Annotated in this window: 19 protein-coding genes; 11 read left to right on the top strand and 8 right to left on the bottom strand. The window is 43.7% G+C overall.

The features are described from left to right. Window positions 1-8: 8 nt before the first annotated feature. The 5 genes from BHV73_RS02560 to BHV73_RS02540 all read right to left on the bottom strand — a co-directional run bounded on the left by BHV73_RS02560 (window position 9) and on the right by BHV73_RS02540 (window position 7,027). Window positions 9-923, bottom strand: a complete 915-nt coding sequence (locus tag BHV73_RS02560) for a ribonuclease Z (RefSeq protein WP_195620591.1) — start codon at window positions 921-923, stop codon at window positions 9-11. A gap of 32 nt (window positions 924-955) precedes the next feature. Then, window positions 956-1,714: a DUF8479 domain-containing protein gene (locus BHV73_RS02555; RefSeq protein WP_229116218.1), complete on the bottom strand. Its 759-nt coding sequence runs from the start codon at window positions 1,712-1,714 to the stop codon at window positions 956-958. Window positions 1,715-1,942: 228 nt separating this feature from the next. After that, entirely contained in the window at window positions 1,943-3,736 is a 1,794-nt protein-coding gene (gene rpsA, locus BHV73_RS02550) for a 30S ribosomal protein S1 (RefSeq protein WP_009122506.1), read from the bottom strand. Between the two features lie 161 nt (window positions 3,737-3,897). Continuing rightward, the gene (gene coaW, locus BHV73_RS02545) at window positions 3,898-4,725 is read right to left on the bottom strand and encodes a type II pantothenate kinase (RefSeq protein ID WP_009122507.1); all 828 of its coding nucleotides are present in this window, start codon (window positions 4,723-4,725) and stop codon (window positions 3,898-3,900) included. Between the two features lie 58 nt (window positions 4,726-4,783). Next, window positions 4,784-7,027 carry a DUF5686 family protein gene (locus tag BHV73_RS02540; protein ID WP_490338302.1) on the bottom strand — a complete coding sequence of 748 codons (2,244 nt, stop codon included), beginning with the start codon at window positions 7,025-7,027 and terminating at the stop codon, window positions 4,784-4,786. A gap of 248 nt (window positions 7,028-7,275) precedes the next feature. On the opposite strand from BHV73_RS02540, the gene BHV73_RS02535 reads away from it, so the two are divergent. Together BHV73_RS02535 and BHV73_RS02530 are read left to right on the top strand one after the other, a co-directional pair. Beyond that, window positions 7,276-9,465, top strand: coding sequence for a glutamine synthetase III family protein (locus tag BHV73_RS02535; protein ID WP_022219077.1), 2,190 nt, complete (start codon window positions 7,276-7,278; stop codon window positions 9,463-9,465). A 208-nt stretch (window positions 9,466-9,673) separates the two neighbouring features. Then, on the top strand, window positions 9,674-10,375 hold the full coding sequence (locus BHV73_RS02530) for a Crp/Fnr family transcriptional regulator (RefSeq protein WP_009122510.1): 702 nt from the start codon (window positions 9,674-9,676) through the stop codon (window positions 10,373-10,375). 105 nt (window positions 10,376-10,480) lie between these two features. On the opposite strand, the gene trxB is transcribed toward BHV73_RS02530, so the two are convergent. The 3 genes from trxB to BHV73_RS02515 are packed head-to-tail and all read right to left on the bottom strand — an operon-like array spanning window position 10,481 to window position 14,610. After that, window positions 10,481-11,416, bottom strand: coding sequence for a thioredoxin-disulfide reductase (gene trxB / locus BHV73_RS02525; protein ID WP_009122511.1), 936 nt, complete (start codon window positions 11,414-11,416; stop codon window positions 10,481-10,483). A gap of 27 nt (window positions 11,417-11,443) precedes the next feature. Then, a complete protein-coding gene (gene lolA1, locus BHV73_RS02520) occupies window positions 11,444-12,076 on the bottom strand; it encodes an outer membrane lipoprotein periplasmic chaperone LolA1 (protein WP_118466756.1) in 633 nt (210 codons plus the stop codon). A gap of 20 nt (window positions 12,077-12,096) precedes the next feature. After that, window positions 12,097-14,610, bottom strand: a complete 2,514-nt coding sequence (locus BHV73_RS02515) for an FtsK/SpoIIIE family DNA translocase (protein ID WP_195620583.1) — start codon at window positions 14,608-14,610, stop codon at window positions 12,097-12,099. A gap of 110 nt (window positions 14,611-14,720) precedes the next feature. Here BHV73_RS02515 and BHV73_RS02510 point away from each other — a divergent pair, with 110 nt between their 5' ends. The 9 genes from BHV73_RS02510 to BHV73_RS02470 all read left to right on the top strand — a co-directional run bounded on the left by BHV73_RS02510 (window position 14,721) and on the right by BHV73_RS02470 (window position 23,249). Continuing rightward, window positions 14,721-15,269, top strand: coding sequence for a DUF5063 domain-containing protein (locus tag BHV73_RS02510; RefSeq protein WP_009122514.1), 549 nt, complete (start codon window positions 14,721-14,723; stop codon window positions 15,267-15,269). A 10-nt stretch (window positions 15,270-15,279) separates the two neighbouring features. Then, window positions 15,280-15,912 (top strand): 3'-5' exonuclease, encoded by a 633-nt coding sequence (locus BHV73_RS02505; RefSeq protein ID WP_009122515.1) that lies wholly within the window; start codon window positions 15,280-15,282, stop codon window positions 15,910-15,912. Between the two features lie 25 nt (window positions 15,913-15,937). Next, window positions 15,938-17,119 carry a class I SAM-dependent rRNA methyltransferase gene (locus BHV73_RS02500; RefSeq protein ID WP_022219071.1) on the top strand — a complete coding sequence of 394 codons (1,182 nt, stop codon included), beginning with the start codon at window positions 15,938-15,940 and terminating at the stop codon, window positions 17,117-17,119. A 240-nt stretch (window positions 17,120-17,359) separates the two neighbouring features. Next, a complete protein-coding gene (locus BHV73_RS02495) occupies window positions 17,360-18,625 on the top strand; it encodes a nucleoside permease (protein ID WP_022219070.1) in 1,266 nt (421 codons plus the stop codon). Window positions 18,626-18,629: 4 nt separating this feature from the next. Further along, on the top strand, window positions 18,630-19,208 hold the full coding sequence (locus BHV73_RS02490; protein WP_009122518.1) for a bifunctional nuclease domain-containing protein: 579 nt from the start codon (window positions 18,630-18,632) through the stop codon (window positions 19,206-19,208). A gap of 6 nt (window positions 19,209-19,214) precedes the next feature. Next, entirely contained in the window at window positions 19,215-19,913 is a 699-nt protein-coding gene (locus tag BHV73_RS02485; protein ID WP_087412808.1) for a 16S rRNA (uracil(1498)-N(3))-methyltransferase, read from the top strand. Window positions 19,914-19,917: 4 nt separating this feature from the next. After that, entirely contained in the window at window positions 19,918-21,021 is a 1,104-nt protein-coding gene (locus BHV73_RS02480; RefSeq protein WP_087412809.1) for a DUF4836 family protein, read from the top strand. Between the two features lie 343 nt (window positions 21,022-21,364). Next, on the top strand, window positions 21,365-22,009 hold the full coding sequence (locus tag BHV73_RS02475) for an ATP-binding cassette domain-containing protein (protein ID WP_087412810.1): 645 nt from the start codon (window positions 21,365-21,367) through the stop codon (window positions 22,007-22,009). Window positions 22,010-22,031: 22 nt separating this feature from the next. Next, window positions 22,032-23,249: a transporter gene (locus BHV73_RS02470; protein WP_087412811.1), complete on the top strand. Its 1,218-nt coding sequence runs from the start codon at window positions 22,032-22,034 to the stop codon at window positions 23,247-23,249. Window positions 23,250-23,271 lie beyond the last annotated feature (22 nt).

The following is a 23,271-nucleotide window of genomic DNA, read 5'->3' as shown; positions in this document are numbered from 1 at the left end:
AGTTTAATTCACACCGATATACAAAGCGTTTCTTTGGCAAGCTGCGTATTGGGAAAGACCGCACGGGCTTCGTCCAGCAATACCTGCTCATCGTCGTAACGGGCGGAGAAGTGACCTATCAGCAACTTCTTCACTTCCGCATCGCGAGCTATCCGTGCGGCCTGCGAAGCGGTGGTATGGAAGGTTTCCTTGGCACGCGGGGCGGCATCTTCGGCAAAAGTGGCTTCATGGAAAAGCAAATCCACTCCTTTTATCTGCTCCGTTACAGAGGGAAGATAAATCGTATCCGAACAATAGGCATAGCGGCGCGGAGCAGCCGAAGGACGGGTGAGGCGGGCATTGGGTATCACCTCTCCTTCCGGCGTAACGTAGTCCGCACCGTTCTTGATACGGTTCAGCTCGTACACCGGCACCTGATAGAAATCTATCATATCGCGCAGGATATGGTTGGGCCCCGGCTTTTCGGCAAACAGGAAACCGCAGCAAGGCATACGATGCCGCAAAGGAATGGTAGTCACCGTCAATGAACGGTCTTCATAAACGACCGCAGCCTCTTTCGTTCCGAACTCATGGAAGAGCACTCTATAAGTCATCTGACGATTGAAAAAATCAAGCATGGGTATCATCAGGTCTTCCAAGCCTTTTGGAGAATGAATGTGTAATTCGGCCGTACGTCCTAAAAGATTGAGGGTAGAAATCAGCCCCAATAATCCAAAACAATGGTCTCCATGCAGATGAGATATAAATATGTGATTCAGTCGCGAAAATTTCAAACGCGATTTACGGAACTGCAACTGTGCACCTTCCCCGCAATCAATCATAAACAACTTATCGCGCACATTCACTATTTGCGAAGTAGGAAAATGACGTGTTGTGGGCAGTGCGGAACCACAGCCGAGTACATGCAATTCAAACTTTTCCATGATAAACGGTTCAGAACAATCTTTATCTCTTTTTACAGAAGCGCTTTTAATTCGGCGACCGTGAAAATATACTCCGCACTCTCTCCCGAAGTACCACCTACATACCGGTAAGAAAGCCCTTTATTATCCTTTACGCAAGCTTCCAGAAACAACCTTAAAGAAGATTCGGAAACACTCAAAGAGCCTTTGATGGCCTGCTTCATTTGCGCTTCATTATTTCTCATTGTAGCCATATCGACCTTTGCCTCGTCTATGGTATAATTATAGACTACTTTATCCGGCTCTATCGTCAGCTTATCGAGCGTAGTAGCCTCATCTACATCCATCGGACAGGAGACATTGGTTACATTCACCAGTTCTTCCAACTTATGCTTGTCGCTTTCTTCCTCTGTCAGGTTCTGATTCAGGATGTTATTCAAATCCTCGGTTTCCAAATAGCATTCCACCTCTTTTCCTGTGGTTTTTCCCTTATATATAAATTTAATTCCGGATTTTGTATCAACAACCATTTCCAGCATTGTCTTTATCTCGCCTTTCGGATTCTTGAACATGGCCGTTACCGCAGATTTCATTGCGTCCGGATTCTTCTCCAATGCGTTCAAATCCAGATAATCCTCATTCATCAGCATGTTATATATCACATCCGTACCATCAAAAGTGATGCCGGATATCTCACCAACAGTTCCCATATCCATGGGACATTGCTTGTCGGCCAATTCTATTGCCAGTTTGAGTTTGGACTTTTGGCTGCATCCTGTCAATAACACGAGAGACAAACAAGCCAGTAACATAATGTTTCCTGAGGTTTTGAGAATGTTTTGCATAGTGAACTAAAATAAAGTTATGTATATTGTTTGGAATATGGCAGCTATGAAACCTCGTTTCAAACTACTATTTTGCAAAGATAGTCATAAAATAAAGAAACAGCCTTTATTCTTGCAAATTCTACCGAAATAGAAAACAAGAAAGGGCACCTGTGGTTACACAAGTGCCCTTACCTTATCTATATGTGGAAGTGATTACTTCTTTCCGGCTTCCATTTGCTCTTTCAAAGCAGCCAGAGCGTCGATGTCGCCCAAAGTTGTAGAAGCAGCCTGGTTTTGGATTGAAGCGGGAGCTTCTTCTCTCTTACCGGTAGACTTCTTAGCGGCTTTCTTTTCAGCTCTTTCTTCCGCCTTAGCTACATCTTCGAAGATACGGCTGTGAGACAGGATGATGCGCTTAGCGTCCTTGTTGAACTCGATAACCTTGAATTCGAGTTTCTCGTCCAACTGAGCTTGTGAACCGTCTTCCTTAACGAGGTGTTTCGGAGTAGCGAAACCTTCTACACCATAAGGCAGTGCAACTACCGCACCCTTATCCAGCATTTCGATGATAGTACCTTCGTGTACCGAACCTACTGTGAATACAGTTTCGAATACATCCCAAGGATTCTCTTCGAGTTGCTTGTGACCCAAGCTCAAACGACGGTTTTCCTTGTCGATTTCCAAAACCTGTACGTCGATGTCCGCACCGATCTGAGTGAATTCGGAAGGATGCTTAACCTTCTTAGTCCAAGACAGGTCAGAGATGTGGATCAAGCCGTCAACACCTTCTTCGATTTCTACGAATACACCGAAGTTAGTGAAGTTACGAACTTTAGCCGTGTGCTTGGAACCGATAGGATATTTCTCTTCGATAGTTTCCCAAGGATCAGCTTTCAGTTGCTTGATACCCAAAGACATCTTACGTTCTTCGCGGTCCAAAGTCAGAACTACAGCTTCCACTTCGTCACCTACCTTCATGAAGTCCTGTGCAGAACGCAAGTGCTGTGACCAAGACATTTCAGATACGTGAATCAAACCTTCAACACCCGGAGCGATTTCGATGAATGCACCGTAGTCAGCCATAACGACTACTTTACCCTTCACGTGGTCGCCTACCTTCAAGTTAGGATCAAGAGCGTCCCAAGGATGCGGAGTAAGTTGTTTCAAGCCGAGAGCAATACGCTTCTTCTCATCGTCGAAGTCGAGGATAACAACGTTGAGTTTCTGGTCGAGCTCAACCACTTCTTTCGGATCGCTAACGCGGCCCCAAGAGAGGTCTGTAATGTGAATCAAACCGTCTACGCCGCCCAGGTCGATAAATACACCGTAGGAAGTGATATTCTTAACGGTACCTTCAAGAACTTGTCCTTTTTCGAGTTTACCGATGATTTCTTTCTTCTGTTGTTCCAGTTCGGCTTCGATAAGAGCCTTGTGAGATACAACGACATTCTTGAATTCCTGATTGATTTTAACAACCTTGAATTCCATTGTTTTGCCAACGAATACATCGTAGTCGCGGATAGGCTTAACGTCGATTTGAGAACCCGGCAAGAATGCTTCGATACCGAATACGTCAACGATCATACCACCCTTAGTGCGGCACTTGATGTAACCCTTGATAATTTCTTCATTTTCCAAAGCAGCGTTAACGCGATCCCAAGAACGGGTAGCACGAGCTTTGCGGTGAGACAGAACCAACTGTCCTTTTTTGTCTTCCTGGTTTTCGATGTATACTTCTACCGTATCACCTACTTTCAGGTCGGGATTGTAGCGGAATTCATTCAAAGGAATGATACCGTCTGATTTGTAACCGATGTTCACAACTACTTCACGCTTGTTCATTGCGATTACGGTTCCGTCAACTACCTCGCGGTCGTTAACCTTGTTCAGCGTGTTGTCATACGCTTTCTCCAAGTCTTCGTGACTTGCGTTTGTTACGGTTTCACCGTTTTCGTAAGCATCCCAGTTGAAGTCTTCAATGGGAGCAACATTTTTTAAATTTTCCATTAATAAATAAATTGTTTAACTCGTTAATTAAGTGAGACTTTATGTTGACTCATATTAAATCGGGCGCAAAGATAGGAGTATTTTCTTGAATGACAAAAAGTTCTTTCTGAAAATATCCGGTCTTTACGCCCGATTTCTAAAGATTTATACCTTAATATATATCAGGAATTCTCTTTGATATATGCCAAAGCCGCTCCGATAGCCGTACGATATTCCGCATAAGGCGGGATATGAAACCGGACATGGTAGATGCTTTCCATTTTCGGGAACACTTCCCTGCATTGCGGCAGTTGGGTAAGGTTGCCTATCAACACAAAATCCTTCACCGGACTATTCAAAGCGGAAAGGACAGCCGCACCGCCTATGGTTTGAAGCACGGTATAGATAATACCGCAGGCTATATCTTCCTGCGAAGCGTTACTGTCGGCTTTTCCGAACAATGAGGCAGTGGCGGACACGGGTAAATCGGGCAATGCGTTGTTACAGATATCACCGATTTGCAGATTGACACGGGTCACATCGCCTTTTGCAGCCAAATCGGCCACTTGATGAATATCGTGCGTCTTGAGCAACAGGCGTGAAAGCCCTTGCAAAGTTCCACCGCCAATACCCATACCACCGATATGCTGGATTTCATCCCCGTTGATTTTCACAAAAGATGTACCCGTACCCATACTGACAACAATCAACCGGTCTATATCCGTAGCATGGCGCGCACCCAGCCCGTTGGCTATGAACTCATCCGTCTTACGCGTAGGAAGTCCGTAAAGCGGGCTGTCCACAAAGGCACTGCCCACACCGGTCAGCATCACCTGTTCCACATCGGACAGCCGGATTCCATTATCATAAATATACTTACCGAATGCGCCAAACAGGGAAGTCACCGGATCGGTCGCCGTTATGAACATCGGAGACTGTATCTTTCCTTTATTGATTCCAACGATTTTAGTGGTACTTCCACCTACGTCTATGCCTATTACGATTCCCATAGTCTTAAAATTTTGCGACAAAGATAAAGCATAAATTCCTATAATCTTCCATTCCGGCTTACCTATTGAACAACTCAAACGTAAACTTGACGCCCACTTCCTGATATTTCCAATTTGCAAAGCTCGTAAAAACACCAAAATCGAAAATATGCGTACCGATGCCATATCCCACTTCAAGATAAGGATTCAAATGAGGAACGACCAAAGCATTCAGGTACAAACGCTCATTCAGCACATATTGAGTATATTTCTTCAGGTGGCGAAGTAACAGGAAAGGAGCTTCGTACGTAAAATGCCCGCGGATATACTTGCGGGACGAGTTATACCAACGTCCGTCGAGCAACTGGAATACTCCGCCGATTTCATCATTCCAACCGACAGGAAGATTGGAACGTGCCAGATTGGCAAAATCCACAAAATAGAGCTCTTTCTGATTCGTAAAAGCTCCCCAGCCGAACCGGTAATAAATATCGCGCATCAACCCCAACGGAATATTGTGCTGGAAATCCACTTCAATACGTTCGTACTTTCCGGTACTGTTCATAATTCCGCTGATACCGCGCTCCCAGTCTACCGAGACAGTCGGATATTTGGAATGAAGATTGATTTTACGGTCACCGCTCATATAATAATATTGACCGGGAGTCCACGTTACACGTACACGAGGCGCGAAACTGTTATAACTGTGACGGAACTTCTTCAGAATCGAAGGGTCAAATCCCGGATAAATCGATGAAGTACCTGCCGACATGACATTCGGAGTATTGGGATAGACAAGAACGAATCTGGAACGTTCCACTTCTGTACGTTTGTGCAAGGAAAGACCTACATCCAAAGTCAAACCGTTAACAATCTCCCAGCTATGGCGTATATGCAAATACAAGTCCTTAAAATAGTCCAGGTGAATCTGGTCAAAATCAAAGATGCTGTCGGGAATAGCTTTCAAATCATCCAGTACATCACTACTGTAAATACGATTACCATTACCTACACTGACGTGCAGGGCGGCGCGCTTGCGAGGCCAGTAATCGAAATCGGAGTTGACCGACCAATAGAACTCTTTCCGCTTGAAATTATAACCCAGCTTTGGAACTACACGCAACAGACGGTCACCCGCAAATAAACGGTTGTATTTGAACTCCTGACGATACGAGAAACCATTGCTCTTACTATAACTCAACAACAAAGGATTGATAAGAGGTGAACAACGTACGCTTCCCATCTTGGCAAGGTCTACCGTATACCTGCTGACCAATGCATCTCCTATCTGCCCCCAGAACTCCAGCCGCCTGTTCTTGGGTTTCTTCTTATAGAGAAGCGTATCACGACGCAAAAAGAAATCCTCGTATAACTTCTGCTCATGCGAAGTCAGCGGAATAGGCCGCAGTTTGTTGAAATAGGCTGTATCACGTTGATAGGCGTTGGTGTCTGTCAGCAAAGTATAGGACTCGGACAGGTCGTATTTACTCTTTGTCCGATTGCGTCCGGTTGCGACAGCAGGATCTTTCTGATGAATATCTTTATAATCGAGCACCGCCGTATAACTGCCGTCTATCACATTGCCGAGCAAACGAAAAGTGGCATCGACATTAAAATGCACAGGCAGAAACTCGTCCTCACTTCCCACCTGCCCCATTTTTACCAGATTATTAAAGCGAAGCATTTCGGAACGGCCGGAAAAACGAATCTCCCGCACGCTCCACACGTTATCGCTGACAATCATATAGCCACCCACAAGTTGGAAGCTCTTGCTCTTCGGCATAAACCGGATACGGAACTCCCGATTATGCACTTCGCCCATTATGGAATCTACATAGTAAGTATAGAATTTCTTCGCATTGGAAGCCAATGGAGACAGCAACTTATCATATAATAAAGTGGAGGAATAAATATTTATGTGGAAATATTCGAGCAAACGACCGTCCAGCTCCCAAAGTTCGGAAGAAGTTCCCACACTGGCTGTCACTTTCTGGTCGTAAATATCGGGAGCGGTATAATGCAGTTCGCTGTATGTTTCCATCATATACTCCCGCACCCCTTTCTTCATACGAAACATGGAAGGGATAAAACGGAGCAAATGATTCTTCTTACGGATGTTTGCCCATCCTTTTATATAGAGTTCCGCCTTATACTCATCGACAATACGTTCATAAAAAGGCGCAAAAAAGATAACCTTGTCCATAATGGAATCCGCGTAAGCCCTCTGTCCCGCATACGATTTGGGAACAGCCGTAGCACCCGCCTTCTGCAAGCTTGCACACAGGAAACAGGCTCCTATCCATATGCATATAAAATGTTTCAACCGCAATATCTTCTTATATGGGAACAAATATAGAAAAAAAGTAATAACTTCCATCTTTATTCCATTTTCATTTTCCGGGACCGCCATTTCTTCAGAAATGCATATTTTCAAGAATACCCCCCTTTTCAAGGGGGGGGTACATCTCCAAAAAACATATAAAAATTCAAGATTACCCCCTTTTAAATAGGGGGTAATTCAGAAAAAACATATAATTTTGCGCCCAACAATCAATAAAAGAAGAGACAAGTATGTCAAAAATGAGATTTTTTGCTTTGCAAGAGCTCGCCAATCGTCGTCCTCTTGAAGTCATTACTCCTTCAAACAAGTTGTCCGATTACTACGGCAGCCATGTTTTTGACCGTAAAAAGATGCAGGAATACCTGCCTAAAGAAGCTTATAAAGCTGTAACAGACGCTATCGAAAAAGGAACTCCCATTAATCGGGAAATGGCCGATTTAATAGCCAACGGTATGAAAAGCTGGGCTAAATCCCTGAACGTCACCCACTACACTCATTGGTTCCAACCCCTGACAGACGGTACAGCCGAAAAGCATGACGGCTTCATCGAATTCGGAGAAGACGGAGATGTTATTGAACGTTTTTCCGGAAAGCTGCTCATCCAGCAGGAACCGGACGCTTCTTCTTTCCCCAACGGCGGTATCCGCAACACATTCGAAGCGCGCGGATATACAGCATGGGACGTTTCTTCACCGGCTTTCGTCGTGGAAACTACGCTCTGCATCCCAACAATCTTCATTTCCTATACAGGTGAGGCGTTGGATTATAAAACTCCTTTGCTCAAAGCACTCGCTGCGGTAGATAAAGCCGCGACGGATGTCTGCCAGCTTTTCGATAAAAACATAACACGCGTATATACCAATTTAGGCTGGGAACAGGAATACTTCCTCGTTGATTCTGCCCTCTATAACGCACGCCCCGACTTATGCCTGACAGGGCGTACATTGATGGGACACTCTTCCGCTAAAGACCAACAGTTGGAAGACCACTATTTCGGTTCCATTCCACCGCGTGTTACGGCCTTTATGAAAGAGTTGGAAATTGAGTGCCACAAACTGGGCATTCCCGTCAAGACGCGCCACAACGAAGTAGCTCCCAACCAATTTGAACTGGCTCCCATCTTTGAGAACGCCAATCTCGCCAACGATCACAACCAACTGGTTATGGATTTGATGAAACGCATTGCACGCAAACACAACTTTGCCGTGCTGCTGCATGAAAAGCCATACAGCGGCGTGAACGGTTCGGGTAAACACAACAACTGGTCGCTCTGCACCGATACGGGGATAAATCTTTTTGCTCCGGGAAAAAATCCGAAAGGTAATATGCTATTTCTCACATTCCTTGTGAATGTACTGATGATGGTATACAAGAACCAGGATTTGCTCCGCGCGTCCATTGCAAGCGCCGGGAACAGCTACCGCTTAGGCGCCAATGAAGCTCCTCCTGCTATTTTATCCATATTCTTGGGCAAGCAGTTATCTTCCATCCTCGATGAGATAGCCCGTCAGGTAAGCAACAGTAAGATGACAGCTGAGGAAAAGACTACTTTAAAGCTGGGTATCGGACGTATCCCTGAGATTCTATTAGACACGACAGACCGTAACCGCACCTCTCCTTTCGCTTTCACGGGTAATCGTTTTGAATTCCGTGCTGCCGGCTCGTCGGCCAACTGCGCCGCTGCCATGATTGCCATAAATGCAGCAATGGCCAACCAGCTGAACGAATTCAAAGTATCCATTGAAAAACTCATGGAAGAAGGAGTTGGCAAAGACGAAGCTATTTTCCGTATTTTGAAAGAAACAATCATTGCTTCGGAGCCCATTCGTTTTGAGGGAGACGGCTATTCCGAACAATGGAAACAGGAAGCCGCCAGCCGCGGACTGACTAATATCTGCCATGTACCGGAAGCCTTAATGCGTTATATGGACGACCAGGCTCGTTCCGTACTTATCGGCGAACGTATCTTCAACGAAACAGAACTGGCTTGCCGCCTTGAAGTAGAGTTAGAGAAATACACGATGAAAGTACAGATTGAAAGCCGTGTCTTGGGTGACCTTGCCATTAATCACATCGTACCGACTGCCGTTATTTATCAAAACCGTTTGCTGGAAAACTTACGAGGACTACGCGAAACTTTCACTCCGGAAGAGTATGAAGTACTTAGTGCCGACCGCAAGGAACTGATACGTGAAATTTCCCACCGTGTAACCGCTATCAAAATGCAGGTACGTGAGATGACGGAAGCCCGTAAAGTTGCCAACCACATGGATAATTACAAAGACAAAGCCTTTGCATACGAAGAAACCGTACGTCCTTATCTGGAAAGTATCCGTGAACATATCGATAATCTTGAAATGGAAATAGACGACGAGATATGGCCGTTACCCAAATATAGGGAACTGTTATTCACTAAATGATAATTTGACGGCTTTGCCGTTAAATGAATTATAAATTATGAATGATGAATCAGCCGCACTGCTATGCCGAACGGCGATTCATCATTCATAATCCACTATTCATAATTTATTATTCCTCCCCTCTTTCTTGCACTTTTTTGATACAAATGTGTCATTTTTAATTTTTTCTTTCTACATTTGTGCTGTACAACACAGTTTTGCAGCAGTTATGGTAAAAGTAAATTTATCCGATATTAATGTTCCGGAGTTGATTCCCGATATATGGTCACCCCTGAATGAAGAACAGCGAGAGTTTCTCGCTAACCATTTTACGCTCCAGAATTATAAGAAAAATGAGATTATCCATTGTGAGGGCGAGACACCCACTTGCTTGATGTGTCTGCTGAACGGGAAAGTCAAGATTTATAAAGACGGTGTAGGTGGAAGAAGCCAAATTATCCGCATGATTAAACCCACCGAATACTTTGGATATCGTCCCTACTTCGCAAAAGCGGATTATGTAACCGCAGCTTGCGCATTCGAACCTTCATTAGTATGTCTGATACCCATGACAGCCATTATGACATTGCTATCACAAAACAACGAACTGGCAATGTTCTTCATCAGACAATTATCTATCGACCTCGGTATCGCTGATGAGCGTACTGTGAACCTCACCCAAAAACATATTCGTGGCCGTTTGGCAGAATCACTTATTTTCTTGAAAGAAAGTTACGGCTTGGAAGAGGACGGTTCTACTTTGAGTATCTACCTGTCCCGTGAAGATTTAGCCAACCTTTCCAACATGACAACATCCAATGCCATCCGTACCCTCTCACAATTCGCCACGGAACGCCTAATCACCATTGACGGAAGAAAAATCAAAATTATCGATGAAGAGAAGTTGAAGAAGATAAGTAAAATAGGGTGAGGAAATTGAGAATTGAGAATTAAAAATTAAAAAATAGGCTGCGCGGTATTCGTTATATAACATTTATACCGCGCAGCCTATTTTTTAATTTTTAATTCTCAATTCTCAATTTAACAAGAATCTTTCCGCCTCAATCGCTGCCATACATCCTGTAGCTGCCGCTGTGATAGCTTGACGATAATGAGGATCGGCAACATCTCCTGCAGCAAATACACCGGGAACTTTTGTACGGGGAGTACCGGGCTCTGTCAGGATATACCCTGTTTCGTCCGTATCGACATAAGGCTTGAATATATCAGAATTAGGTTTATGACCGATAGCCAGGAAGAAACCGTCAATAGCCAAATCATAGCGTTGTTCATCCGATTCACCCATACGTTTTACCAAATGTACGCCTTCTACACCATTGTCTCCGTACAATCCTACCGCATTGTGTTCAAACAATACTTCAATTTTCTCATTGTTCATTACACGTTCCTGCATAATCTTAGAAGCACGTAAGAATGGCTTACGGACAATCAAATATACTTTACTTGCCAAACCGGCCAGATAAGAAGCTTCCTCACAAGCCGTATCACCACCACCGACTACCGCTACAACCTTCTTGCGATAGAAGAAACCGTCACAAGTAGCGCAAGCACTGACACCCATGCCTGCATACTTCTTTTCATCTTCCAATCCTAAATATTTAGCGGCGGCTCCGGTTGCAATAATAATAGTTTGCGCTTCAATAACCTTTTCTTCATCAATGGTTATCTTATATGGGGATTTACTCAAATCGGCAGCCGTAGCCACACCGAAACGCAAGTCTGCACCGAAACGTTCAGCCTGCTTGCGCAAATCCTCCATCATCTGTGTACCGCTGATACCTTCCGGATATCCGGGAAAATTCTCGATATCGGTGGTGGTAGTCAATTGTCCACCGGGCTGCAAGCCTTCATAAAGCACCGGAGAAAGATTGGCGCGTGCAGCGTAAATAGCTGCGGTATATCCGGCAGGGCCGGAACCTATAATTAAACACTTTACTTTTTCTGTTTCCATATTATTCTTTTTATTAATTACACTTTATCATCTTAAATCAACGATCTCAGCAGTAGGATAAGCCTGCTTGTCAAACACAAAGAGGCTGTCGTCATAATTCTTACCTGTCTGATAAGAGTTTATAAACACTATTACCGCATCTTTGCTTCCTCGCTGAACCATACTAAGTTTTAAAGGGCGGAATGACCCTTTTTCTATATACAAGATAACACATTGCATATCTTGGCTGCGTTTGGTGGCAGTCATTACCACTTTATAGGTCGTATCATCTGAGGCATTGCCTACTTTAACCACTTTCAGTTTATAATCCTGATTATAGAGCGACAACCATGAATAAGGATTAATGCTCTGCAATTCTTCCGGCGCAGGTTCGGAAACATTAACTTCATCACTTGAAGCAAGATAACTCCATTGCGTACGTCCGTCAAACCATGTCGTCACGCCTTCTGTTTCCAAAAGAAACTTATCACCTTTCAAACGAATAGAACCATTAGAATTTCCTTCGGGCGCACGCACGGAGAAAGTGATTTTTATTCCACCCTCTCTACGGAAAGCATCTGCCGCACGATCAAGTATGTCTCTGGCATCCGGCTGTTGCGCAACCATAGGAGAAGCCAGGCAGAATATCCAAAAAGTAAATAAAAGACTTTTGATTTTCATGTAATTCAAACGTTGATTTATTACAAATTGTTCAACCGCGCTTCCAAATCCGTTATGTCCGCACAGAATACCTCACGCGCCTTACTGCCTTGGGCCGGACCTACAATTCCCGCCTTCTCCAACTGATCCATAATACGCCCCGCACGGTTATAACCGATAGCAAATTTACGCTGAATAAGTGAAGTAGAGCCTTGCTGCTGATAAACAATCAACTGGGCGGCATCTTCAAACAACGGGTCAAGACGTCCCATGTCAACATCGCCCAAATCACCTGCCGCATTCTCATCCACATACTCAGGCAGATAGAATGCCGTAGGATAGCCTTGCTGGCGAGCTATGAACTTTGTTATCTCCGCAACTTCCGGCGTATCGATAAACGCACATTGCACGCGAACAGGATCGGCACCTTGCAGGAACAACATATCACCGCGACCGATCAGCTGGTTAGCTCCCGGTCGGTCAAGGATAGTACGGGAGTCCACCATAGCCGATACCCGGAAGGCAATACGCGCCGGGAAGTTAGCTTTGATCGTACCCGTAATAATATTCGTTGTAGGACGCTGGGTAGCAATAATCATATGTATACCTACAGCACGTGCCAACTGGGCGATACGGGCGATAGGCAGCTCCACATCCTTACCGGCTGTCATAATCAAATCACCGAACTCGTCAATCACTACCACGATATATGGCATGAATTTATGTCCCTTTTCGGGATTTAGACGGCGGTTGATAAACTTCTCGTTGTATTCTTTTATATTACGTACATGCGCAGCTTTCAACAGGTCGTAACGGGTATCCATTTCAATACAGATAGAATTCAAAGTCTGAACGACTTTGGTTACGTCCGTTATAATAGCATCCTCGCCGTCAGGCAACTTGGCCAGGAAATGATGTTCAATCACCGAATAGATGCTGAATTCCACTTTCTTCGGGTCTACCAGCACAAACTTCAATTCTGCGGGGTGCTTCTTATACAATAAAGAAGTGATGATAGCATTCAATCCCACCGACTTACCCTGGCCGGTAGCTCCGGCAACAAGTACGTGGGGCATTTTACACAAATCCACCATAAAGACCTCATTGGTAATAGTCTTACCCAACGCAATAGGCAGGTCGTACGTAGATTCCTGAAATTTCTTGCTACCGATAATGCTCTGACCCGAAACAATCTTCGGGTTGGAATTAGGCACTTCAATACCGATTGTTCCTTTTCCGGGTATCGGAGCAATAATACGGATACCCAATGCAGAAAGGCTAAGCGCAATATCATCTTCCAGGCCGCGTATTTTAGAAATACGAACTCCCTGCTCCGGTGTAATCTCATACAACGTTACCGTAGGACCGACCGTAGCCTTAATAGTGCTGATTTCGATACCGAAACTGCGTAGCGTATTAATAATCTTATCCTTATTGGCATTCTGCTCTGCCATGTCAATCGTAGGTTCGGCATTATCATAATGCTTCATCAAGTCAATGGTCGGATAATGATAGTTTTCCAAATCAAGACAAGGATTATAAGGTTCTATCTCCGGACCGTGATATTCTTCATCTTCCACTGTCTCCACTTCAAAAGCAGGTTCTTTTCCCCCTTGCTGCCCTGATACCGAAATAGTTGCAGCGGTATCAGACGGTGGAGTTTCAATTGTCATAAGTACCTCACCTTCTTCTTTGGCTATCGCAACTTTATCCTTTGCCGCATTTCCCAAGTCAAGCATAATCTCGTGAGTGCCATCATCTTCCTCTTCTTCTTTTCCAAATTCCTCCGGATTCTCGAGTGTCTCTTCTTTTTTCGTATCAGAAGTCGTTTCTGCTGCGACCGGCATCTTCTTTCCTTTCACTGTCCAAGAGTCCGTAAATTCTTCCGGAGTCTCACCTGACCCGCTTCCGGTCTTTTCTTTATGTTTTAAGAAACTAAGGCTAAAAAGTCTACGCAACCAAATAACAGTACGGGCACTCAAATATATAAGGAAACATATAGCGGTAATCAGCAATATCATCCACACTCCCGGTACTCCCACCTGAGATACCAACCAATTGCTGACGTTATATCCATGCATGCCGCCCAAATAGAGAAAAGAATCCTTGTATTGGTCTACAAACACAAAACCAAAGAATACCGAGAACCAAATCAACAGTAACGAGCACCCTATAAACCACTTCCACAAACGTACCACACGGACACGCATCAGCTTTAATCCGGCCACGGCCAAAAATATCAGAATAAAGAAAGAGGATATGCCAAAACATTCGTTTATTAAATAACTGGCAAGTTGGGCTCCACGTGAACCGGCATAGTTTTTCACGCCGTTATGCGTAGAAATCAAATCCTGCGCATTTCCGGAATCTATAATGCTCTGGTCTGCCGCCCCTGTAAAAAAGAAAGACGAAAAGGCCAACAGCAGGTAAACCGAAAAGATTACCAGTATCAGACCGGCAACGAAATGGATGGTTTCATTCTTTAAAACCGCTGCTATCTTTCCGAAAAAAGAGATAGACCGCTCTGTATCTTTAGTTGTATTTTTTTTGACCATAAAATGTATTCCGCTAATATCCGTATAATGACGCAAAAGTAACAAAAAAAAGCTTATGCAGTAATGCTTTCAAACCTTTTTCGTACCTTTGCGTTTCAAATCAAGAAGATATGAAAAAAGAAAGTCAAGTGATATTCGACCGTAATGTTGTGGAATTCGTAACCGTAGCCGCCGAGTTCTGCAAGTTCTTGGAACAGACGGAAACGATGAAACGTTCCGCCTTTGTCGATACATCTTTAAAGATACTTCCCTTACTTTATCTCAAAGCATCCATGTTGCCCCAATGCGAAACGATAGGCGATGAAGCCCTCGAAACATTCGTAACAGAAGAAACTTATGAAATACTCCGTATGAATCTGGCAGGTATTCTCGCCGAAAAGGACGACTATCTGGATGTATTCGTATCGGATATGAAATACAGCGACCAGCCTATCACAAAAAACATTTCCGAAGACTTGGCCGATATCTATCAAGACATCAGAGATTTTATCTTCGTATTCCAGTTGGGACTCAATGAAACGATGAACGATTCACTTGCCGTCTGTCAGGAACACTTCGCCCTATACTGGGGACAAAAGTTGGTGAATACCCTGCGTGCCTTACATGACGTAAAGTACAACCAACCGGATGAAGAAGATAATGAAGAAGATGATGAATAAACTTTAAACTATGATTATCAGAAGAAGTATAGATAAAGAAGAAGTAAAGGACATGCCGAAAGCTTTCTTTCCGGGGCAGATACATGTTATCCAGACCCCCCAAGAGGCAGAACGTGCCGTAGCTTATCTGAAACAATGTTCCATACTGGGCATTGACAGCGAAACACGTCCGTCCTTCACCAAGGGACAATCTCATAAAGTGGCCTTATTGCAGATTTCATCGGAAGAACACTGTTTTCTTTTCCGCCTCAATCTCACCGGTCTGACTCTTCCGATTATCATGTTACTTGAAAATCCCGGTGTAACCAAAGTCGGACTTTCCCTGCGCGATGATTTCATGATGTTGCACAAACGCGCTCCGTTTGAACAACGCGCTTGTATCGAATTACAAGAATACGTCCGCACATTCGGCATTCAAGACAAAAGCTTGCAAAAGATATATGCGATTCTTTTTAAAGAAAAAATTTCAAAGAGCCAGCGTCTTTCCAACTGGGAAGCCGAAGTGCTGACACCGTCTCAGCAACAATATGCAGCCACCGATGCATGGGCTTGCTTGAACATATACAATCGGTTACAGGAACTGAAACGCACCGGTGACTTTGAAATGGCCGCTGAAGAAAGTTGCCGCACAACCACATTATAATATTACCACATCTTAATCATAATTTATGTATAAAGTATATCTAAAGTCAGGTAAAGAAGAATCATTAAAACGTTTCCACCCTTGGGTGTTTTCCGGCGCCATCGCACACTTCGACGGAGAACCCGAGGAAGGAGAAGTTGTTGAAATCTATACATCCAAGAAAGAATTCATAGCTAAAGGTCACTTTCAGATTGGCAGTATCGCCGTTCGTGTGCTTAGCTTCATTCAGGATGAAACCATCGATGCCGACTTCTGGAAACGTAAGCTCAGCATAGCCTACGATATGCGACGCAGCATTGGCATAGCCGGAAACCCTACCAACAATACTTATCGTCTGGTACATGGCGAAGGTGATAACCTACCGGGACTTATAATTGATATCTACGCTCGTACGGCCGTGATGCAGGCGCATTCTGCCGGCATGCACCTCGACCGTATGGCAATAGCCGATGCTCTGACCGAGGTTATGGGTGATAAAATCGACAATATTTACTACAAATCCGAAACAACCCTGCCTTTCAAAGCCGACCTTTATCCGGAAAACGGTTTTCTGAAAGGCGGAAGTACGGATAATATCGCCATGGAATATGGTCTGAAGTTCCATATTGACTGGCTGAAAGGTCAGAAAACAGGTTTCTTTGTAGACCAACGGGAGAATCGTTCGCTACTGGAACGTTATGCCAATGGTCGCAGTGTACTGAATATGTTCTGTTACACCGGCGGTTTCTCCGTTTACGCCATGCGCGGTAATGCCAAACTGGTGCATTCCGTAGACAGTTCGGCCAAGGCCATTGACTTGACAAACAAGAACATCGAATTGAATTTCCCCAGTGATAACCGCCATGCAGCTTATGCTGAGGATGCTTTTAAATATCTTGACCGTATGGGCGACCAATACGACCTTATCGTTTTGGACCCGCCGGCATTTGCCAAACATCGTGATGCATTGCGCAATGCCCTTCAAGGATATCGGAAACTCAACGTCAAAGCTTTTGAGAAAATCAAACCGGGCGGTATACTTTTTACTTTCTCTTGTTCACAAGCTGTCAGCAAAGAGAATTTCCGTACAGCCGTATTCACCGCCGCTGCCATGTCCGGCCGTAGTGTACGTATTCTACATCAATTGACGCAGCCTGCCGACCACCCTGTAAGTATCTATCATCCCGAAGGCGAATATCTGAAAGGACTTGTATTATATGTAGAATAAACGGCTAAAATTTTAAATCATGTTAATATAAAGAAGAAATTTAGTAAAACATTATGTTTTATAACATAAAACCCATTATCTTTGCACTGTGTTTTTCATGGTATTAGATTTAAGGTTAATAAAGATTGGCTGTCTGGGATAGATAGCCTTCTTTTTTTATATACACTTCTTGTTTTTCTGCCGTCTGCGTCGTACATTTGCACCTATTACACAATTCAACAATATTCAAAAACTAATATTATGAGCATCAAATTCCGACTCACGGCTATGCAATTTCTTCAATTCTTTATTTGGGGAGCGTGGCTTATCTCATTAGGTGGTTACATGGGCGGTACATTACATTTTGAAGGCGGCCAGATTGGCGCTATTTTTGCGACTATGGGAATTGCCTCTCTTATCATGCCCGGCCTCATGGGAATTATCGCCGACAAATGGATAAATGCCGAACGTCTTTACGGTATACTTCACCTTATCGGCGCCGGTGCTCTGATTTACGCATCCACTGCTACGACATATAGTCATATGTATTGGGCAATGTTACTCAATATGCTCGTATATATGCCTACGCTGTCATTAGCCAATACAGTTTCGTACAATGCATTGGAACAGTACAAACTGGATTTGATAAAAGATTTCCCGCCCATACGGGTATGGGGAACCGTAGGTTTTATTTGTGCCATGTGGGCTGTAGACCTCACCGGATTCAAGACAGGCCCCGCACAACTCTATGTAGCAGCAATTTCAGCTATCTTTTTAGGACTTTATGCTTTTTCCCTTCCCGGTTGCCCGCCGGCACGTAGCGAAGGAAAGACAATGCTCTCCGCTTTCGGTCTCGATGCATTAGTACTTTTCAAACGTAAGAAGATGGCCATTTTTTTCTTGTTCTCCATGTTGTTAGGTGCGGCGTTACAAATCACAAACACCTATGGTGATTTGTTCTTAAGCTCTTTCGCTTCCATTCCCCAATATGCAGATTCTTTCGGAGTAAAACACTCTGTAATTCTACTGTCCATTTCACAAATGAGCGAAACATTATTCATCCTCGCCATCCCTTTCTTCTTGAAACATTTCGGAATCAAGCGTGTTATGCTTATCAGTATGTTTGCCTGGGTGTTCCGCTTCGGACTATTTGGCCTGGGTGACCCCGGCAGTGGCTTATGGATGCTCATCCTGTCTATGATTGTATACGGTATGGCTTTTGACTTCTTCAATGTATCGGGTTCATTATTCACAGAGATGGAAGCTCATCCGAGTATTCGCGCCAGTGCGCAAGGATTATTTTTTATGATGACAAACGGGTTGGGAGCAATCATAGGCGGATATGCCAGCGGTGCCGTAGTAGACGCATTCTCCGTATATGCTCCCGGCGGCGGTTTGATAAGTCGTGAGTGGACTCCCGTATGGCTTATATTTGCGGCTTATGCATTAGTTATTGGAATTTTATTCGGAATCGTATTCCGTTATAAGCATACTACGGAAAAAGAGACCGACAAGGTGGTAAAATGATAGAATGAACAAAAAAAAGATTGAACTGCAAGTATTGAATATTTCAAATAGCCAGGCACAAGCCGGTGCCTACGCTATGGTGCTGGGCGAGATAAACGGCCCGCGACAATTACCTGTTATCATAGGCAGTGCCGAAGCGCAATCCATGATGATTGAAATGAGAGGAATCGTTCCGCCTCGACCATTGACACATACGTTATTCGCATCGGTTCTCAAAGTTCTGGGGGCAAATTTATTACGTGTACTCATCTATAAAGTAGATAATGGCGTTTTCTACTCATATCTATATATGAAAGCGGAAGAAACAATCCTGCGCATCGATGCACGTACCAGTGATGCCGTAGCTCTCGCTTTACGTATGGATGCCCCTATCTTCGTATATGATGATATTTTAGAAGCCGAATGCTTAAAAACAGAGCATAGCATCACTCCTATGAAAGAACAAGATCCCGATGAAGCCCCCGCTACACAGCAAAAGACTTTAGAACAGTTAAAAACTGCCCTTCAAAACGCCATAGACGAAGAAGACTATGAACGGGCTGCACAACTAAGGGACATTATCAATCAACACAAGAAACAATAAACAACTATGCACGTATTCTATACTCCCGATATACAATCGCACGCTGAATTACCCGAAGAAGAAGCCGCTCATGCAATCCGTGTATTGAGATTACAAACAGGTGACGAAGTAACATTAACCGATGGTAAAGGCAATTTTTATCGTGCGGAAATCAGCACTGCCACCAATAAACGTTGCCTTGTCAACATACTGGAAACCATCCCTCAGGCACCTTTATGGAGCGGATATTTGCACATCGCAATGGCTCCCACTAAAAATATGGACCGTACAGAATGGTTCGCAGAAAAAGCTACTGAAATAGGCTTCGATGAACTTACCTTTCTGAACTGTCGTTTTTCGGAACGCAAAATAATCAAAACGGAGCGTATTGCCAAGATATTGGTATCTGCCATCAAGCAATCGTTAAAAGCGCGTTTGCCCCGACTGAATGAAATGACTGATTTTAATAAATTCATCAGTCAATCTTTCAACGGCCGCAAATTCATTGCACATTGTTATGAAGGAGAGAAACCTTTATTAAAAGATATTGTTCGTAAGGGAGAAGATGCATTGGTACTCATCGGACCGGAAGGCGACTTTAGCGAAGAAGAAGTGAAAAAAGCCATTGAAAACGGTTTCGAGCCTATAAGTCTCGGTCGTTCCCGTTTACGTACTGAAACAGCAGCCCTCGTTGCTTGCCATATATTGAACTTACAAAACCAATAATATAATGAGAAAGAGTATTTCCTTCTATTTACTGCCGTTCTTATTTATAGTACTATGCCTAAGCTCATGTAGTAAAACCGAGAAAAAGACAGAATATACCCATGCGATTCCCGCTAATGCCACAGAAGTGGCGGCACTTGACTTAACCAGCATTGTCGATAAAGCAGGTCTGAACAATTCAGACACCCAAGCTACTTTGCAAAAGTTGTTAGGCCTGCTTCTCGAAGGCGGAAACGCCAACCTGAAAAAAGAAGTGGAACCTCTTCTGAAAAATCCCGCCAAAAGTGGAATAGACTGGAGCGCTCCGGTTTACGTATTCGAAGCTCCTACGCTACACAATACTGCAGTCACTTTGAAGATTGCCGATTTAAAGAAATTTGAAGCCATGCTTCAAATATTTGTTCAAGAACAATTCTGTACCGACCCGGTAAAAGCCGATGGTTACCGAAGTATTGAAATAAAAGATACAGGAGTACTGTTTGCCTACAACGACGGTACTCTGCTTGTGGTTTACGGAGGCAGCTCCGAACAACTGCAGAAGTTGCAACCGGCTATCACCGCCCTCATGCAACAACCAGCCGACAAGAGTATCCATACAAATAAATATTTCACCCCGATGATGCAACAAAAGGGAGATATACGGCTATTGGCAACTCCCGATGCTCTCCCCATGGATGTCCGTGGTGTACTGAACTGGCCGCATGGCACACAATTACTGGGTTATGTCCTGTTTGAGAACGGACGTATATACGCTACCTTGCAAAGCGCCGACTTTAAAGGAGAGACTCAAGAAAGCAATCAGCCTTTCCATCCTCAAAACTCACGAGAGTTACAACAAGCCATGATGAGTATGATACATGGAAGAGCTTTCAACATCTCATTAACCAGCGATGAATTGTTGACCTTAAGCAATCTTCGTGTTCTTATGGAATATGCGTCGGACGAACCGGAAATCAATATCCTTTATATGCTAATCATGAAAATAGAAGAACTGAACCTGCGGGGAGACAAGAATCGGACAAACTTTACAGTTGTTCTGAACGAGAAGAATGAAAATGCCCTGAAACAACTTATCGACTTCGCCAAACTGTTCGCGGGGATAAAGTAGTAGCAGTAGTAGTTAGTAATTAATAATTAGCAATTAATACGAATCAAAAGTTAATAATAAAGTAACCTAAGGCTGAAAGCCTTCTATCTCTAAGCCCGGGATAACACCCCGGGAATGCGAATATGACTAACATTGCGCCCTGTAAGGGCAAAATCTCCGAATATTAGTCTTTTGCCTTTAACACAGAATACTGAGAACATTTATCCCTGGGGTATTATCCCGGGCTTAGAGATAGAAGGCTTTCAGCCTTAGAATTTGTCAAATCAGCTTAATTGTCAATAGATTCTTCGCTACGCTCTGAATGACAGATTGGATAAGATAATAAAACATACTTGAACAACCAATGAACCACATTCATTTACAGCAGACTTTGCCTCAAGCCTTTGCCCGTCGCGATGCCATCACTTCACAAATATGGCATCAGGACATAATTTTCAGCAAAGGAAAACGTTATCTGATAGAAGCTGCTTCAGGTACCGGTAAATCATCTCTATGCAGCTATATCTACGGGTATCGCCGCGACTATCAGGGTATCATTAATTTTGATGAACGCAATATCCGTTCATTCTCCGTTAACGAATGGGTAGATATACGAAAACATTCGCTCAGTATTCTTTTTCAGGAACTTCGTATTTTCCCAGAACTGACTGCACTTGAAAATATCTTATTAAAAAATCGCCTGACCAACTACAAGAAGAATAAAGAGATTATTACTCTTTTCGAAGCAATCGGTATTCCCGATAAGATTAATGAAAGAGCCGGGAAGCTTTCTTTCGGCCAACAGCAACGCGTTGCTTTTATACGCAGCCTTTGCCAACCATTCGACTTTATCTTTTTGGATGAACCTATCAGCCACCTCGATAATGAAAACAGTGTCATTATGAGTACTTTGCTCATGGAAGAAGCAGGAAAGCAAGGAGCAGGAGTTATTGTAACATCCATTGGAAAGCATCCGGAGCTTGAATATGATGAAACTTTCCGTCTATAATTCATAAACCATCATTCAAATCATGAACAAACTTGTTTGGAAACTTCTCCGTCAACATATCAGTATAGGCCAACTGACCGGCTTTTTTCTCGCCAACCTCTTCGGTATGCTGATTGTATTGCTGAGCGTACAATTCTATCGGGACGTACTCCCCATTTTCACACAGGGAGACAGCTTCATGAAGAAGAATTATATCATCGCCACCAAAAGAATCAGTACACTCGGCAGCTTTACCGGAAGAAGTAATACTTTCTCCCTAAAGGATATCGAAGAAATGAAAGCGCAATCTTTCACTAAAAGCGTGGGAGCTTTCACCCCTTCCTTATTCAAAGTATCCGCAGGTTTAGGTATGCAGGAAGCCGGAATACACCTCTCCACCGAAATGTTTTTTGAGTCGGTACCCGATGAATATGTAGATGTAAACTTAGATAAATGGCATTTTGATGAGTTTTCTCAAGTCATTCCTATCATCATTCCCCGTAATTACCTGAATTTATATAACTTCGGCTTTGCACAAAGTCGCAGTCTACCAAAACTTTCCGAAGGTCTCATGAACCTTATACAAATGGATATCAGTCTACGGGGTAACGGACGTGTAGAGCAATTCAAAGGTAAAATTGTAGGCTTCTCCAATCGTCTGAATACAATTCTTGTTCCCCAAACATTTATGGATTGGGCAAACAAGAACTTTGCTCCCGGCAAAGAAGCCCAACCTTCCCGCCTCATCGTTGAAGTAAAGAACCCTACCGACACAGCCATCAGCAACTACTTTCAACAAAAGCATTACGAAACCGAAGGTGACGGTCTGGATGCCGGAAAAACAACTTATTTCCTGCGTCTCATCACCGGTATTGTCATGGGAGTAGGATTATTCATCAGCATTTTATCCTTTTACATCCTGATGCTAAGTATCTTCCTATTATTGCAAAAGAATACAGGAAAACTGGAGAATCTGCTTCTTATAGGATATAGTCCGAATCGCGTAGCGCTTCCCTACAATATACTGACAGTCGGTTTAAATCTATTAGTGTTGGTACTGTCTGTCGGTGGAGTAGCATGGCTGCGTGGTTATTACACGAAAATCATCAGCACGCTTTTTCCACAATTGGAGACGGGAACGTTACTTCCATGCTGGATAATAGGCTGTATCCTGTTTTTCGCAGTGTCTTTACTGAATATTATGATGATACGCAGGAAAATTACAAGCATTTGGAGCGGAAGCAATAAAACAATAAAATAGTTTTCACACGAAGAAAATGTTA

It is taken from the genome of Bacteroides sp. 44_46 (assembly GCF_001915465.1).
GTDB classification, from domain to species: domain Bacteria; phylum Bacteroidota; class Bacteroidia; order Bacteroidales; family Bacteroidaceae; genus Bacteroides; species Bacteroides clarus.
The sequence above is the reverse complement of the archived record's forward strand: the minus strand, read 5'-3'. Positions and strand labels throughout refer to the sequence as shown.